General features: G+C 61.2%; 12 protein-coding genes. 7 read left to right on the plus strand and 5 right to left on the minus strand.

The annotated features are described in order from the left end of the window. Positions 1-15: 15 nt before the first annotated feature. The 4 genes from ntrC to glnA form a co-directional block, all read right to left on the minus strand. Positions 16-1446 carry a nitrogen regulation protein NR(I) gene (ntrC, locus tag AW06_RS14595; RefSeq protein WP_034951507.1) on the minus strand — a complete coding sequence of 477 codons (1431 nt, stop codon included), beginning with the start codon at positions 1444-1446 and terminating at the stop codon, positions 16-18. A gap of 60 nt (positions 1447-1506) precedes the next feature. Next, the gene (gene glnL, locus AW06_RS14600; RefSeq protein ID WP_034951508.1) at positions 1507-2580 is read right to left on the minus strand and encodes a nitrogen regulation protein NR(II); all 1074 of its coding nucleotides are present in this window, start codon (positions 2578-2580) and stop codon (positions 1507-1509) included. A 38-nt stretch (positions 2581-2618) separates the two neighbouring features. Then, positions 2619-3104 carry a DUF4124 domain-containing protein gene (locus tag AW06_RS14605; protein ID WP_034951509.1) on the minus strand — a complete coding sequence of 162 codons (486 nt, stop codon included), beginning with the start codon at positions 3102-3104 and terminating at the stop codon, positions 2619-2621. A gap of 178 nt (positions 3105-3282) precedes the next feature. Beyond that, on the minus strand, positions 3283-4698 hold the full coding sequence (gene glnA / locus AW06_RS14610) for a type I glutamate--ammonia ligase (protein ID WP_034951510.1): 1416 nt from the start codon (positions 4696-4698) through the stop codon (positions 3283-3285). A 302-nt stretch (positions 4699-5000) separates the two neighbouring features. On the opposite strand from glnA, the gene AW06_RS14615 reads away from it, so the two are divergent. The 3 genes from AW06_RS14615 to AW06_RS14625 are packed head-to-tail and all read left to right on the plus strand — an operon-like array spanning position 5001 to position 7505. Further along, entirely contained in the window at positions 5001-5450 is a 450-nt protein-coding gene (locus AW06_RS14615; RefSeq protein WP_034951511.1) for a rhodanese-like domain-containing protein, read from the plus strand. A 51-nt stretch (positions 5451-5501) separates the two neighbouring features. Beyond that, entirely contained in the window at positions 5502-6599 is a 1098-nt protein-coding gene (nadA, locus tag AW06_RS14620) for a quinolinate synthase NadA (RefSeq protein ID WP_034951512.1), read from the plus strand. Positions 6600-6635: 36 nt separating this feature from the next. After that, positions 6636-7505, plus strand: coding sequence for an Hsp33 family molecular chaperone HslO (locus tag AW06_RS14625; protein ID WP_034951513.1), 870 nt, complete (start codon positions 6636-6638; stop codon positions 7503-7505). Between the two features lie 10 nt (positions 7506-7515). Here the strand turns inward: AW06_RS14625 and AW06_RS14630 are convergent, their stop codons facing one another. Beyond that, on the minus strand, positions 7516-8925 hold the full coding sequence (locus tag AW06_RS14630) for an FAD-binding oxidoreductase (protein WP_034951514.1): 1410 nt from the start codon (positions 8923-8925) through the stop codon (positions 7516-7518). Between the two features lie 408 nt (positions 8926-9333). Here AW06_RS14630 and glk point away from each other — a divergent pair, with 408 nt between their 5' ends. From glk to glgX, 4 genes are all read left to right on the plus strand, one after another. Then, on the plus strand, positions 9334-10299 hold the full coding sequence (glk, locus tag AW06_RS14635; protein WP_034951515.1) for a glucokinase: 966 nt from the start codon (positions 9334-9336) through the stop codon (positions 10297-10299). A 22-nt stretch (positions 10300-10321) separates the two neighbouring features. Next, the gene (locus AW06_RS14640; protein WP_034951516.1) at positions 10322-12769 is read left to right on the plus strand and encodes a glycogen/starch/alpha-glucan phosphorylase; all 2448 of its coding nucleotides are present in this window, start codon (positions 10322-10324) and stop codon (positions 12767-12769) included. A 152-nt stretch (positions 12770-12921) separates the two neighbouring features. Next, positions 12922-15105 carry a 1,4-alpha-glucan branching protein GlgB gene (gene glgB, locus AW06_RS14645; RefSeq protein ID WP_034951517.1) on the plus strand — a complete coding sequence of 728 codons (2184 nt, stop codon included), beginning with the start codon at positions 12922-12924 and terminating at the stop codon, positions 15103-15105. Then, positions 15093-17141: a glycogen debranching protein GlgX gene (gene glgX, locus AW06_RS14650; protein WP_034951518.1), complete on the plus strand. Its 2049-nt coding sequence runs from the start codon at positions 15093-15095 to the stop codon at positions 17139-17141. The genes glgB and glgX overlap by 13 nt, the downstream gene beginning before the upstream one ends. Positions 17142-17164: the final 23 nt, after the last annotated feature.

Here is a 17164-nt window from a genome sequence, read left to right on the forward strand (position 1 = left end):
CGCCATTATCGCCGATTATCTCGCGGATGAAGCCTCCCTCTCGTCGCTGACACCGCTGCCGTCGAGGCCAAGTTCCTGGATCTTGCGGGTGATGGTATTCCTGCCGATGCCGAGAGCCTGCGCGGCCTCGATTCGCCGCCCGCCGGTATGGGCCAGCGCACGGTTGATCAGAACGCGTTCGAAAGCCTGCGTCAACTTCGCATGCACCTGCCCAGGGTCGCTTCCCAACAGACGCTCGACCTCGTTCGCCAGCGCACTTTGCCAGTCGTTGGCCGGCGTCACCGGCCTGGCCTCACGCAGTTCCGGCGGCAGGTCGGCGACTTCCAGGAGTTGTCCCGGCGCCATCACCGTCAGCCAGTGACAGAGATTTTCGAGCTGCCGCACGTTCCCCGAAAATTCGAGCGAACACAGATGTTTCAGGGCAGCATCGGAAAAGCGCTTGCCCTCGACACCGAGTTCCTGGGCACTCTTGAGCAGAAAGTGACGCGCCAGGATCGGGATGTCCTCAGGTCGTTCGCGCAAGCTCGGCAGGCGCACGCGGATCACGTTCAGACGGTGAAAAAGATCCTCGCGAAAAAGTCCCTGGCCGACTCGCGCTTCGAGGTCCTGGTGAGTCGCGGCAATGATGCGAACCCGAGTTTTCAGCGGCGAATGACCGCCGACCCGATAGTAATGGCCGTCCGACAGCACGCGCAACAACCGTGTCTGCAGCTCTGCCGGCATGTCGCCGATTTCATCGAGGAACAGCGTGCCCCCTTCGGCCTGCTCGAAACGGCCCTGTCTCTGCGCCGCCGCGCCGGTAAAGGCGCCCCGTTCATGACCGAAGAGTTCGGATTCGAGCAGGTCGCGAGGAATCGCCGCGGTGTTGATGGCGATGAACGGCTTGTCGGCACGCGAACTGTGGCGATGCACGGCGCGCGCCACGAGCTCCTTGCCGGAGCCCGACTCGCCAGTAATCAGAACGGTCGCGCTCGATTGACTCAGGCGACCAATGGCGCGGAAGACTTCCTGCATCGCTGGGGCCTGACCGAGAATCTCCGGCGTCAATCCTTCATCGTTCGGCGCACCACTCTGGTGCAGACTCTCGCCAATCGCCCGCCGGATCAGTTCCAACGCCTGATCAACGTCGAAGGGTTTCGGGAGATACTCGAATGCCCCCCCCTGAAATGCCGACACCGCACTCTCCAGGTCGGAATAGGCGGTCATGATGATTACCGGCAGCGTCGGGAAGCGTTCCTTGAATACCTGTAATAACTCCAGTCCCGACTGACCCGGCATGCGGATGTCGGAAACCAGCACCTGTGGCGCTTCGCCGCCGGCGTCGAGTTGCGCCAGCGCCTCAGTTGCCGAAGCAAAACTCTGGAAAGAGATCTTTTCGCGCGACAGTGTTTTTTCGAGAACCCAGCGGATTGATTTGTCATCGTCAACGATCCAGACCGGTTTCATCGATTCCTCAGGCGGTTTGTCAAGTATCATCGATTGCTAGCAAGAAGCCTGCCAGCCGGATCAGACGAGCGGCAGGCGAATCGTGAAACAGGTCTGACCCGGCTGGCTTTCACAATCAATCGTCCCCTGGTGTTGTTGCACGAAACTCTGTGCCAGCGTCAGCCCAAGGCCGCTACCGCCCTCGCGACCGGAAACCAGCGGATAGAACATGCGTTCGCGAATATCCTCCGGAATGCCCGGGCCATCATCGATGACCTTGACTTCGAGTGCCAGCCGGTAGCGGCGCTTGAACAAGGTCACCTGACGCGCGGCCCGGGTACGCAGCGTGATCAGCCCGGGCACGGTGACGCTTCCGTCAGCCTGCCGGTAAATCGCCTGCGCGGCATTCCTTGCGATGTTCAGAAAGACCTGGATCAATTGTTCGCGATCACCGACCAGCTCCGGTAGGCTGGTATCGTAGTCGCGACAAATGCTCAGGATGGTCGGAAACTCGGCCGTCAGCAGGCTGCGCACACGTTCCAGGATCTCGTGAATGTTCACCGGCCCCGGCTGCATCGGCCGATGCGGCGACAGCAGGCGGCGCATCAGATCCTGCAGGCGGTCGGTCTCCTTGATGATTACCTGCGTGTACTCGCGCAGACCCGGCTGATTGAGCTCGCGCTCCAGCAATTGCGCCGCACCACGAATACCGCCGAGCGGGTTCTTGATTTCGTGCACCAGGTTGCGGATCAACTCGCGACTGGCCTGCTGCTGCTCCACCAGACGCTCTTCTCGAGTTGCCCGCAATTGTTGATCGATCGGCCATAATTCGACCAGCAGGCTGGCCTCGGGGGAATCAACCGGGTTGACCGTGCAGTTCAGTTGCAAGACCTCGCCACCGACGAGCCGTAAACCGATTTTCTGCCCGGTATAGCCCCAGCCCTGGTTGAGAACGCTGTCGAGTGCCGCCAGCAATCTCGGCGGACACTCCATGACGCCCTCCAGGGGGCAACCGGTAAAAACCTTGTTGCTGATCTCCAGGAGGTTCTCGGCTGCCGGATTCAGGTAGCGGATGACTAGGCGCGCGTCGAGCAACACCACCGCCGATGACAGCAGATCAAGACCGGCGAAGGGATTTGCAGAATGTTCAGGCATTGGCTTTGCAGAGCGGCAGGCCCTGACGATCATGTCGATCAGCGCAGATTGGCGAGTTCTTTCTGGATGGCTTCGACATTACGTTGATGCAGGGCAACCTTGTCCTTGTAAGTCTGGATCCGCTCCTGCACCTTGCCGCCACTGATCGCCCCACCCTGCATGCGTTCACTTGGCAGAATGATGCCTTCCTGTTCGGCAAGGTCCTTCTTCGCCTGTTCGGCATTCCTCTGTTCAGCTGCCAGTTCGTTCTCGAGGATGCGTCTACGATCGCCGTCACGCGACTTCTGCGTCTGATCATCCACCTTCGGAAAATTGCCGGGCGTCGGCGTTTTCGTTGCCGCAGCCGGTGGCTTGGCCGCCGGCGCCAGGTTGACCGGATCAAGGATAAGTTTCCGGCAACTCTTGCTCGGCACATTCGAGTAGGTCACCCGCCCGTCGGGGTCGGCACATTTGTAGATATCCTGCGCGTGCGCCGATACTGCAGCGAGCAGTCCAATCGAAAGACACAGGCCTGGCAGTTTCATCGTCGTCGTATTCCTTTGTCGCAGCCAGTCGCCGCAGAGGGAAACCGGCGAACCTCCTCCCGAACGTCAGGCGACGCCAGGAGAGGGATCGGATTAATAGTAACGCGGCAGGAAGTCGATCGGTAGACAAAAAAAGGACGGGCAAGCCCGTCCTCTATCTTAGCCTGTGTCTGCCCGATCAGCAGCTGTAGTACAGATCGAACTCGACCGGGTGAGTGGTCATGCGCACCTTGTTGACCTCGTCCATCTTGAGTTCGATGAAGGCATCGATCCAGTCATCGGAAAAGACTCCGCCACGGGTCAGGAAGTCGCGATCCTTGTCCAGCGATTCAAGCGCTTCTTCGAGGCTGGCGCAAACCGTCGGGATCTTGGCATCTTCTTCGGGGGGCAGGTCATAGAGGTTCTTGTCTGCCGGATCGCCCGGATGAATGCGGTTCTGAATGCCGTCAAGACCGGCCATCAACAAGGCCGAAAAGCACAGATAGGGATTGGCGATCGGGTCTGGAAAGCGGGTTTCGATACGTCTGGCTTTGTCGGAAGCGACATGCGGCACGCGGATCGAAGCCGAACGGTTCTTGGCCGAGTAAGCCAGCTTGACTGGTGCTTCATAGTGCGGCACCAGGCGCTTGTACGAATTCGTGCCGGGGTTGGTGATCGCGTTCAGTGCCTTGGCGTGCTTGACGATACCGCCGATGTAGAACAGCGCCAATTCCGAAAGACCGGCGTAGCCATTGCCGGCAAACAGGTTCTTGCCATCCTTCCAGATCGACTGATGGACGTGCATGCCCGAACCATTGTCGCCAACAATCGGCTTCGGCATGAAGGTCGCGGTCTTACCGTACTGATGAGCAACGTTATGGACCACGTACTTGAGCACTTGTGTCCAGTCGGCGCGCCTGACCAGCGTGTTGAACAGGGTGCCGATCTCGCACTGACCGGCGGTCGCGACTTCGTGGTGATGCACTTCAACCGGCACCCCGACCGATTCCAGCGTCAGCACCATGGCCGAGCGGATGTCGTGCAGGCTATCGACTGGCGGTACCGGGAAGTACCCCCCCTTGATCCCCGGACGGTGGCCCGAACCGCCCTCATTGTCGCCCTTTTCGCCACTCGTCCAGGCTGCTTCCTGCGAGAAGATCTTAAGGGTGCAGCCCGACATGTCGACACTCCACGACACCGAATCGAAAATGAAGAACTCGGGTTCCGGTCCGAAATAAGCAGTGTCACCAATACCGCTGGACTTGAGATAGGCTTCTGCACGCTTGGCAATCGAACGTGGATCGCGGTCATAGCCGCGACCGTCCGCCGGATCGACCACATCACAGGTGATGACCACGGTGGTCTCATCGAAGAAGGGATCGACATAAGCGGTGCTCGGATCGGGCATCAACTGCATGTCCGAAGCCTGAATCCCTTTCCAGCCTGCTATTGACGAACCATCGAAAGCGTGGCCGTTCTCGAACTTGTCCTCGCCAAAAGCGCTGACCGGAACCGTCACGTGCTGCTCCTTGCCACGCGTATCGGTGAAGCGGAAGTCAACGAACTTCGCCTCGTTTTCCTTGACCATGTTGATTACGTCTTGCGGGCTTGCCATTGCAAAATCTCCTGAAGAGGTGCCGGACTTGCCGGCGATAGTAGAAAAACAGGGGTTCGGGGGGAATTAGCAGAAAACGTGCCAATCACTGTCCCGGTGGATTTTCATTGTGCCACAAGGTTCTGGTGCGTTCTTGAGGTTTTTTGACGCACCCTATCGGTGCACCAAACCTGACAATGCACCAATACGGTGCCCAACAAAAAAAGCATCCTGCCCTGCGAACGATATAACTGATCTATACTCCGAGATTCATCAGACGCCTGATCGGGCGTCCTTCAACACCGGCACTCTAGCGGAACACCATGGGAAAATTGACCGATCTGCTGCAACTCGCCTGCGAACGCGGGCACGAACTTGGCCTCCCGTACACCGGCGCACTGACCCCGGAGGAGGCGTACAAAGTCTGGCAACTGGCGCCCGGCGCCAAACTGGTCGACGTGCGCACGCGTGCCGAATGGGACTGGGTCGGACGCATCCCCGGCGCCGTCGAGATCGAGTGGATCAGTTACCCCGAGAACCGGCCCAACAGTCATTTCCTGGCGCAACTGACACAGCAGACCGATCGCGAATCACTGCTGATGTTCATCTGCCGCAGCGGCGTGCGTTCGCATCAGGCGGCAGCACTGGTCAGCCAGGCCACGTCGCGCGACTGCTACAATGTGCTTGAGGGCTTCGAGGGCGACAAGGACGCCAGCGGCCAGCGCGGCAGGATCGGCGGCTGGCGGCACGCCGGCCTGCCCTGGCATAACTGAACGCTGCCAGCCCGGGCCGGTTTCCCGGACATTGATTCGAGTACCCCCACCATGCAAAGCACAACCATCCACTTCGCGCAATTCAACCAGTTGCAAGACGACGCCTGTCATCAGCGAATCCATGCCGCGCGCGCGCGCCTCGGCAAGGAAGCCGTGCTGCTCTGCCACCACTATCAGCGCGCCGACGTTTATCAATATGCCGACTTCACCGGCGACTCGCTGAAGCTCTCGCGCCTCGCATCGGGGACCGATTCCCGCTATATCGTTTTTTGCGGCGTGCATTTCATGGCCGAAGTCGCCGACATCATGTCGAAGCCCGAGCAGATCGCCATCCTGCCTGACCTGGCCGCTGGCTGCTCGATGGCCGACATGGCCAACCTGGCCAAGGTTGAACGCTGCTGGCGCGAACTCGGCGAAGTGCTCGACGTGGATCAACAGTTCACGCCGGTGACCTACATCAACTCGGCGGCCGATCTCAAGGCCTTCTGTGGCGCACGCGGCGGCATCGTGTGCACCTCGTCGAATGCCGGCACGATTGCCGCCTGGGCGTTTGCGCGTCGCGAGAAGATTCTCTTTTTTCCGGATCAGCACCTTGGACGCTGGACCGGCTTCCAGATGGGCATCGCACTCGACGAGATGATGGTCTGGGACCCCGACCTTGAGATGGGCGGCCTCACCGCCGAGCAGATCCGGCGGGCGAGACTGCTGCTCTGGAAAGGCCATTGTTCGGTCCATCAGATGTTCCAGCCGTCGCACATCCTGCGTTTTCGCAATCAGCACCCCAACGGCTTGGTCATCGCCCACCCGGAATGTAGCTTCGAAGTCTGCCGACAGGCGGATTTCGTCGGCTCCACCGAATACATCGTCAGAACAATCAAGGAAGCCCGGCCGAACACGCGCTGGCTGGTCGGTACCGAACTCAATCTGGTCAACCGTCTTGCCGAAGAAGTCAGGCACGAGGGCAAGATCGTGCAATTCATGGCGCCAACGGTGTGCATGTGCTCGACGATGCAGCGCATTGACCCGCAGCATCTGGCATGGACGCTGGAAAATCTGGCCGATGGGCAGGTGGTCAACCGGATCACGGTGCCCGAGCATGAGCGAGCACTCGCCAAGCTGGCGCTGGAAAGAATGCTCGCCGTCTCCTGAGGGCTGCGCCCACTGACCCACCATCATCCATCATATATGCTCGACGACTGCCTGAGCCGCTTTCTGCTCGACGACCTCGACATCCGGGGCGCCGTCGTTCGCCTCGGACCGGCGTGGCGGAAAATGCTCGCGAATCGCGACTACCCGGCACCGGTTGCCCAATTGCTCGGAGAAATGAGCGTCACCACCCTGTTGCTCGCCGACAACCTCAAACAGTCAGGTCGCTTGACGATCCAGATGCGCGGCAGCGGTCCGGTGTCGCTGCTGGTCATCGACTGCAACGAGCAGTTGCAGATTCGCGGCATGGCCAGATGCGCGGCACAACCGCAAGCCCATTCCGTTCCGGAACTGCTCGGCGATGGCCAGTTGCTGCTCACGCTCGACAGGCCATCGATGCGTGAACCCTATCAGAGCATCGTACCACTCGATGGCGAAAGCATCGCCGAGGTCTTCGAACACTACCTCGATCAGTCTGAACAATTGCCCGCGCGCTTTTTCCTGGCCGCATCGGCAAGCGCGGCATCCGGACTCTTGGTGCAGAAACTGCCCGCTGCCGATCAGTGCGACGCAGACGGCTGGACGCGCGTCGAGGCGCTGGCGGCTACCGTCAAGGCGGCCGAACTCTTGACGCTGAGCGCTGAAGAACTGCTGAGCCGCCTCTTTCCGGAAGAAACCGTTCGCCTTTTTCCGGCCCGGCCCGTCATTCATCACTGCCCCGAGAACTGGGAAAAAGTCCGTGCACTGCTACGTTCGCTCGGCCCCACCGAAGTCTACGCCACTCTGCGGGAACATGGTGAAGTGCTGATCAGGGACGACCTCTGCAACCTGGAATACCGTTTCGACGCAGCGGCCATCGATGCACTCTTCAGCGATACACTGCAAACGACGTCACCAACGCTCCATTGACCCAGGGAACTCAAAGCACCTTGCCGGGATTCATCAACCCCCGTGGATCGAGGGTGCGCTTGATCGCGCGCATCATCTCGATCTCGACCGGACTCTTGTAGCGCAGCAACTCCATACGCTTCAACTGGCCGATGCCGTGTTCGGCACTGATGCTGCCGCCCAGTTCATGCACCAGGTCATGGACGATCCGGTTGACTTCGGGCTGCGCAGCCAGGAAGGCAGCGTTCTCGCTGGCGGCCGATTTGGACTGGTTGTAGTGTAGATTGCCATCGCCGATGTGCCCGAAGGTGACGATGCGAATCTCCGGGAAGGCTTGTTCAAGCGCCCTGTCTGCGCGCTCGACAAACTCGGGAAGACGAGAAATCGGCAGCGAGACATCGTGCTTGATGCTCGGGCCTGCGCGCTTCTGCGCCTCGCCGATATTCTCGCGCAGAGCCCACAGACGCCTCGCCTGCTCGCCGCTTTGCGCCAGCAGCACGTCGCCGAGTACGTATTCGTCAAGTGCCGTTTCGAGAAACGCTGTCAGCGCATCGCGCTGCGCCGTATCGTCACTGCCACCAGAGAGTTCGATCAGGAGATACCATGGGCTTGCCGACAGTGTCGGATGCGCCCCCGGGATGTGCTTGCGGACCAGGGCAAGCGCCGCCTCGGAAACCAGTTCGCAGGCGGTCAGTGACGCACCGAAGCGCGCCTGCAAATCGGACAGCAGGCGTACTGCCAGTGTCGGGGAGGCGATCGCCAGCCAGGCGGTAGCAGTCGCGCGTGGCAGAGGGAAGAGTTTCAAGACCGCTGCAGTGATGATCCCCAGCGTCCCTTCGGCACCGATGAACAGGTGCTTCAGGTCGTAACCGGTATTGTCCTTGCGCAAGGCGCGCAGGCCATTCCAGATCTCGCCGCTCGGCAGCACCACTTCGAGGCCCAGCGTCAACTCGCGCATGTTGCCATAGCGCAGGACCTGCACACCCCCCGCGTTGGTAGACAGATTGCCGCCGATCTGACAACTGCCTTCGGCCGCCAGGGAGAGCGGAAACAGCCGCTCGGCCTGCGCGGCCCGCTCCTGCACCGCTTGCAGCACGCAGCCCGCTTCAACAGTGATGGTATTGTTGGCGGTGTCGAGCGCGCGCACGCGCTGCATTCGGGAAAGGCTGATCAGTACCGACCGGCCATCGAACGCAGGCGTCGCTGCGCCGCACAGGCTGGTATTGCCACCCTGCGGCACCATCGCCACGCCAGCCTCGGTACAGGCCCGAACCACCGCCGAGACCGCCGCGGTGGTCGCCGGCCGCACGACGCACAGCGCCACACCGCGATAACGACCCCGCCAATCGGCAAGGTATGCCGCCATGCAGTCGGTAGCAGTCAGCACATTCTCGAAGCCGAGCAGTTCTCTCAGTATTCTGATCAGATGCGCGTCATTCACATGTTGGCCTTCAATGGGTCCAGATCACAGGCGATAAGGAAAGCACGTACCCGTACCGATTGCAGGCTCATCAGGAAGGTACGTGGCGGCTAAGCATCAGGGGAAGCGAGGAGTCACAATAGCGATGGCGAGATGATTCGGCAAGTCCCGGCTTGACAGAACCCGCGTGGACCGGAGAGACTGCCGGACAACTGATGCTGGTGTCCGGGGGAGAATGTCAGATGCGTCGGGTCTTTGAAAAATACCGTATTTGGTGCGAAGATCCGGAAACATGTCCATCCTTACGGCGGGGCATTCATCTTTGACCTGCAGCGGCCTCTCGAACAAGACAACAGAGCTGCCGCGCCATCGATTGGCTTGACACATGAGAAACCCCGATCCACGCCCCGACACCGAGCAGGCACTGCCATGACGCCATACACCATGCTGGTCGCCGACATCGGTGGCACGCGTGCCCGTTTTGCGCTGCTCGACGAATCCGGGAAACCGGATCGGGTACGCATTCTCGCAGTGGCCGACTTTACCGGACCGGCGGCAGCGATTCGGGCCTACCTCACCGACGTTGGCGGCCCGAACCTGCAGGCAGCAGCGATCGCCCTGGCCGGTCCGGTACAGGATGAAGTAGTCCGGCTGACCAATGGTACCTGGACTTTCGTGCGCGCCGACCTGATGTCAGAACTCGGGTTGAGCCGCCTGCTTCTGCTCAACGACTTCACGGCCCTGGCCTTGTCGCTACCGCAGCTCACGGCCGCCGATCTGCGTCAGGTCGGCGGTGGCGTGCCAATCGAGCGATCTCCCAAGGCCGTGCTGGGACCAGGGACCGGCCTTGGCGTCTCGGGCGTGCTTTTCGCTCGCGGCCACTGGCTGGCACTGACCGGCGAAGGCGGTCATTGCTCGCTGGCCGCCGCCGACGCCCGCGAGTCGACGATCCTTGCCCTTGCCCGGCGAGAGTTTGAACATGTCTCTGCCGAACGCCTGCTTTCCGGCGGTGGTCTGCCCTTGCTACACCGACTGGTTGCCGAAGTGGACGGTCGTCGCGGCGACCCCTTGTCGACTGCCGAGATCGTTACGCGTGCGATCACCGGCGACGATTTCCAATGCCGGGCAGTAATCGACACTTTCTGCGCGATGCTCGGCTCGGTCGCTGGAAATCTAGCACTCACTCTCGGCGCCCAAGGTGGTGTTTATATCGGTGGTGGTATCATTCCAAGACTGGGAGATATCTTCGACCGCTCACCATTTCGCGCTCGTTTCGAGGCCAAGGGGCGCTTCGCTGCCTACCTGGCCGAAATTCCGACCTATCTCATGCTTTCTCCGACGCCGGCCCTGCTTGGCGCTGCCCATGCCCTGGCCGACAGCGAGGGTTGCCCATGAACTTTACTGGAGTATCCGCCTGATGTCCGATGCCGCTCAACCCGATTCCGAAAGCCCAGCACTGCGCTCCGAAATCGAGCACAAACTGCTCTCCATCGTTGCTGCCGAACCCACCAGAGCCAGCACGGCCGACCTCTATCAGGCACTTTCGCACGTGGCACGCGAGCAACTGGCGCAACGTTGGGTTGACACCCAGAATGCAGACCGCGACAACAAGGCACGACGCATCTATTACCTGTCGATGGAATTCCTGATCGGCCGTGCGATGAACAACGCCCTGGCAGCACTCGGCCTGCGAGACCAGGCCGCGGCCGCGTTCACCGCACCCGGTCCAGCGCTTGACGAGGTCATCGAATGCGAGCCTGACGCGGCGCTCGGCAACGGCGGTCTGGGCAGGCTGGCGGCCTGCTTTCTCGATTCAATGGCCACCCTCGGACTCCCCTCCTGGGGCTACGGCGTCCGCTATGAATACGGGATGTTTGCGCAGTCGATCCTCAATGGTCAGCAGGTCGAAAAACCGGAAGCCTGGCTGCAGAATCGTTCGCCCTGGGAGTTCCCACGTGCCAACAAGCACTATACAGTGCGCTTTGGCGGCCATGCCGAACATCACGGAGAATGGGCGGAATGGCATGCCGCCGATTCGGTCGAAGCCAAGGCGTTCGATTACGTGATCCCCGGGCACGGGACCGAACGGGTCAGCACCCTGCGCTTGTGGAAAGCCGCAGCGCCGTCACACATCGACCTCGGCGCCTTCAATACCGGCGACTACCAGCGCGCCGCCGAGTTCAAGAATCGTTTCGAGAACATCTCCTGGGTTCTCTACCCGAATGACAGCACTCCGGCCGGCCGTGAACTGCGTCTGCGCCAGGAATATTTTTTCGTTTCCGCCTCGTTACAGGACATCCTGTTTCGCCATCTGGCCGAGCATGGCAGCTTCTGCAATCTGGCCGAGCAAGTGGCGATCCATCTCAATGATACCCACCCGGCAATCAGCGTCGCCGAGTTGATGCGTCTCCTGGTCGACGAGCATGGGATGGCCTGGGCCACCGCCTGGGATCAGTGCCGGCGCATTTTCTCCTACACCAATCACACGCTGATGCCCGAGGCACTGGAAACCTGGAAGGTCACCCTGGTCCAGCGTGTGTTGCCCCGCCATATGTTGATCATCTACCGCATCAACCAGGAGTTTCTCGACGAAGTGGTTCGCCTCTACCCCGGAGACATTGACCTGATCCGGCGCGTCTCGATGATCGACGACGGCGGCGGCCACGACAAGGACAAACGCGTCCGCATGGCAAACCTGTGCATTGTCGGCAGTCACCGGATCAACGGCGTTTCGCAATTGCACTCGGACCTGATGGTGCAGACCATCTTTGCCGATTTTGCCCGCCTCTACCCCGAACGCTTCCATAACAAGACCAACGGTGTCACGCCACGCCGCTGGCTGGCCCAGGCCAATCCCGGCCTCTCTTCCCTGCTCGACGAACGCCTCGGCAGCCGGGACTGGCGCCTGCATCTGGAGCACCTGCACGAATTGCGGGCGAGCGCCGACGACGCCGGTTTCCGGAGTGCCTTCGCCGAAGCCAAACGCGGCAACAAGCAACGCCTTGCCAGTTACGTCGCCCGTGAAGTCGGCGTCACCCTGAACCCAGACAGCCTGTTCGACGTGCAGGTCAAACGCATCCACGAATACAAGCGGCAATTGCTCAACGTACTGCACGTGATCACCCGCTACAACGCGCTGCTGGAGGGATCGACCGATGGTGTGGCACCGCGCAGCGTGATCTTCGCCGGCAAGGCGGCATCGTCGTATCACATGGCCAAACAGGTGATCCGGCTGATTCACGACGTTGCCGCTGTGGTCAACAACGACCCACGCACCCGCGACCTGCTGCAGGTCGTCTTCATTCCTAACTACGGCGTTTCCGTTGCCGAACTGATCATGCCGGCAGCCAACCTCTCCGAACAGATTTCGACAGCCGGCACCGAAGCCTCGGGCACCGGCAACATGAAGCTCTCGCTCAACGGTGCATTGACCATCGGCACCGAAGATGGCGCCAATATCGAGATTCGCGACAACGTCGGCGCCGAAAACATCTTCATTTTCGGCAACAATACCGCACAGGTCAGCGCCATCCGCCAGTCCGGCTATCAGCCGCACGATCTGTACCTCAACGATCCCCGTCTCAAGGAGGTGCTTGACAAGATCGATAGCGGCGTCTTCTCGCCAGGCGAACGTTCTCGCTATCACGATATCTTCAATTGCCTGGTGCATTACGGCGACCACTACCTGCTGCTTGCCGACTACTCGGACTATCTCGCCACCCAGGCGCGTGTCGACGCGCTCTATCTGACGCCCGCCGAGTGGCAGCGCAAAGCCATTCTCAACGTCGCCGGGATGGGTCCATTCTCGGCTGACCGAACGATCGCTGACTATGCCAACGACACCTGGAAAATTCGCACATTTTAAGTAATGGTCATGACTATTCCAGGCCACTCGATCATGACAGTCATGACTGTCATGATCGTACCCCTCTCCCCCCGACCCTTCCCCCGCCAGTGGGGAGGTGAGATTCGTGAGTCGCTGACGCGACTTTCATATTAAAGGTAAGGAAGTCCCAAATGCTTGATCATGCAGAGATCATCGCCCTTTGCCGGGCGGAACACGGCGACCCTTATGCGGTCCTTGGAATGCATACCGATGCCGACGGTGGACTATGGGTTCGTAGTCTGCAACCAGGTGCCCGGTCGGTTGCCGTCCTGGAGGCCAAAACCGGGAGGCAGATCGCCGAGCTGGCGCATATCGAGATCGAAGGAGTCGAAGGCTTCTTCGAGGGACTGATGCCTCGCCGCCGCAACAGGTTCCCCTACCGGCTGCGGATCGACTGGGAATACGGTGTCCAGGAAACCGATGACCCGTATCGTTTCCCGACCGTACTCGGTGAAATGGACGTCTGGCTGCTCGCTGAAGGCTCGCACCTTCGACCCTTTGAGCGCCTCGGTGCGCACCTGTGCGAGATCGATGGCGTGGCCGGAACGGTCTTCGCGGTCTGGGCACCGGACGCGCAACGGGTCAGCGTCGTCGGCGATTTCAATACCTGGGACGGCCGTCGCCACCCGATGCGCCTGCGCCGGGAATGCGGGGTCTGGGAAATCTTTCTGCCGGGAGTGGGCGCCGGCGCGCACTACAAATACGAAATTCGCGCGCGCGATGGCTATCTGCTGCCGCTCAAATCCGACCCGTACGGCTTTCAGGCCGAACTGCGGCCGTCGACGGCTTCAATCGTCTGCGCCCTGCCCAAACCCGTGGAACCTACGCCAGCGGCGGCCGGAGACGAGTTGGGCACCCCTTTGTCGGTCTACGAAGTGCATCTGGCCTCCTGGCGGCGGGCTGACGATGGCGGCTTTCCAGACTGGCAACGGTTGAGCGAAACCCTGATTCCTTATGTGGTCGACCTCGGCTTCACGCATCTCGAATTGCTGCCGGTTTCCGAGCACCCCTTCGACGGCTCCTGGGGCTATCAACCGTTGGGGCTTTACTCCCCAACGGCCCGTCATGGCAACCCGAACGGTTTCCGCGACTTTGTCCACGCCTGCCATGACGCCGGACTGCGCGTGATCGTCGACTGGGTGCCGGCGCATTTTCCGACCGACGAACACGGTCTCGGCCGCTTCGACGGCACCGCGCTATACGAGCATGCCGACCCGCGCGAGGGCATGCATCAGGACTGGGGCACCCTGATCTACAACTTCGGCCGCCGTGAAGTCAGCAACTACCTGATCGGCAACGCGCTGTTCTGGATCGAACGCTACGGCGTCGACGGCCTGCGCGTGGATGCCGTCGCCTCGATGCTCTACCGCGACTATAGCCGCGAAGACGGGCAATGGCTGCCGAACGTCTATGGCGGCCGCGAGAACCTTGAGGCCGTTGCCTTCCTGCGCCGCATGAACGAGGTCCTCGGCCAGGAGCACCCGAGCGCTTCTACCTACGCTGAAGAATCGACGGCCTGGCCGATGGTCAGTCGTCCCCCTTCGATGGGTGGACTCGGCTTCCACTACAAGTGGAACATGGGCTGGATGCACGACGTTCTCGACTACATGGCCAAGGACCCGGTGCATCGACGCTATCACCACAATCAGCTCAGCTTTGGCATGATGTACGCCTTCACCGAAAACTTCATCCTGCCGCTGTCGCATGACGAAGTGGTGCATGGCAAAGGCTCGCTGATCAGCAAGATGGCCGGCGACTACTGGCAGAAGTTCGCCAATTTGCGCGCATTGTATGGCTACATGTGGGCGCATCCGGGCAAGAAACTGCTGTTCATGGGCGGCGAGATCGGCCAGTGGAACGAGTGGAATCATGATCATTCGCTCGACTGGGGGCTGCTCGACTTTCCGCTTCACGCCGGCGTGCGCTCCCTCATCCGCGATCTCAACAGCATCTACCGCAGCAATCCGGCACTGCACCAGGTCGATTTCGAGCCAGCCGGTTTCGAATGGGTGGCCCCCGACGATGCCGAGTGTTCGGTGGTCGCCTTCGTTCGCTGGTCGCGCGATCATTCCCGCGCCATCCTCTACGTCGGCAACTTCACGCCAGTCGTTCGGCATGGCTACCGGATCGGCGTACCGATGCCGGGAAGGTATCGCGAACGGATCAACACCGACTCCGAGTATTACGGCGGCAGCAACGTCGGCAATGGCTTCGAGCCGGTATATGCCGATCAGGTGCCGGCGCACGGCCGCGAATGGTCGCTGAATCTGACGCTGCCGCCACTCGCCGCTCTGTACCTCGAATGGATCCCGTGAGCGACCGCGCCGATCTTGAAGCCGGGCGGCCGTGGCCGCTCGGCGCCAGTTGGGACGGACACGGCGTCAACTTCGCGCTCTTTTCGGCGCACGCCGCGCGCGTCGAGTTGTGTGTCTTCGACGCAGACGGCATGCGTACACTGCCGCTGCGCGAATGCAGCGACGAAATCTGGCATGGCTACCTGGCCGGTGCCGGGCCGGGATTGCGCTACGCTTACCGGGTGCATGGCCCCGAGGCACCCGACCCCAACGGCCACGGCCACCATGGCCATCGGCAAGGCCACCGCTTCGATTCCCGGCGTTTCCTGCTCGATCCCTACGCGCGCGAAGTGGCCGGCCGTTTTTCGTGGCGGACGCAGAGCGACCAGGGAAATTGCCTGACCGCCTGCGTGGTTGACGAAGCATTCGACTGGGAAGGTGACGTCCCACCCGCAACAGCGCTGGCTGATACGGTGCTCTACGAGGCGCATGTCAAGGGCTGCAGCCGGCAACATCCTGGCATACCCGAAGTGCTGCGCGGAACCTACGCCGGTCTCGCTACACCGGCAATGATCGAACATTTCCAGCGGCTCGGGGTCACCGCTATCAACCTGCTGCCGGTGTGCCATTTTCTCGACGAAAAGCATCTGGCAAACAAGGGCCTGGTCAATTACTGGGGCTACAACTCGCTCGCCTTCTTCGCCCCGGAACCGCGCTATGCAGCACGAATCGGCGGGCAGTCGGTGATTGCAGAGTTCAAGACGATGGTCCGCTCGTTGCACACCGCCGGCCTCGAGGTCATTCTCGACGTGGTCTTCAACCATACCGCCGAAACCGACGAGGCGGGTCCGACCCTCTCGTTTCGCGGCATCGACAACCTGAGCTACTACCTGTTGCCCCCCGGCCATCTGAACCACTACGAAAACTTCACCGGCTGCGGAAATACCCTGAATCTTGCCCATCCGCGGGTTCTACAAATGGTCATGGATGCGCTGCGCTACTGGGTGGGTATCATGCACGTCGATGGTTTCCGCTTCGACCTCGCGGCCACGCTGACACGCGACAGCGCCTTTCTCGCCGCCGTGCGGCAAGACCCCTTGCTGCAGCGTGTCAAGCTGATCGCCGAGCCCTGGGACATCGGCCCCGACGGCTACCGTCTGGGGCGTTTCCTGCCGGGCTGGAGCGAATGGAACGACCGCTTCCGCGACGACGTGCGTGCCTTCTGGCTGACCCACCAGGCCGGTGTCGGACAACTGGCGCAACGGCTCGCTGGTTCACGCGAAGTGTTCGGTGTCAACGGACGCGCGCCCCAGGCGGGAACCAACTTCATCACCGCGCACGACGGTTTCACCTTGCGCGATCTCGTCAGCTATCAGAAGAAGCACAACGAATTGAATGGCGAAGACAATCGTGACGGGCACGGCCATAACCACTCGTCGAACTGCGGTGAGGAAGGAGTCAGCACGGATCCGGCCGTACTCGAAAGGCGCCGTCGCCTGCAGCGCGCGCTCCTCGCCACACTGATGCTGTCCCAGGGCGTGCCGATGCTGCAGAGTGGCGACGAAATCGGACGCACACAGGCCGGCAACAACAACGCCTATTGCCAGGACAATGCCATGACCTGGCTCGACTGGAAGAACGCCGATGCCGAGTTGACCGACTTTGTCGCCGGGCTGATCGGCTTGCGCCGACGTTTCCCGCAACTGCGGCAGCGCCGTTGGCTGACCGGCGAGATGACTGTCGAGGGACAACCCGATGTGCTCTGGTGGCATCCCGCAGGCAGACCGATGGACTACGCCGACTGGGAGTCGAAGAAACTGGGCACCTTTGGTCTGCAACTCGCTCCCGACCGGACAGATTTGGGCCATTCACAGGATCGTGAAACCTTCTTGCTATGCCTGATCAACCGCGACGACAACCAGACTTCCTTCCTGCTGCCGGCAGGGGTCTGGCAACAGATCTGCGACAGCAGCGCGCAGGCCCCCTTTGCCCCCCACACGCGTACGATCAGCACCCCGGTGGCAGCGCGCAGCGTGCAGATACTTAGCCGCTCGTGAACGTCGTCGCTAGCGCGACGACG

The organism is Candidatus Accumulibacter cognatus (genome assembly GCF_000584975.1).
Classification (GTDB): domain Bacteria; phylum Pseudomonadota; class Gammaproteobacteria; order Burkholderiales; family Rhodocyclaceae; genus Accumulibacter; species Accumulibacter cognatus.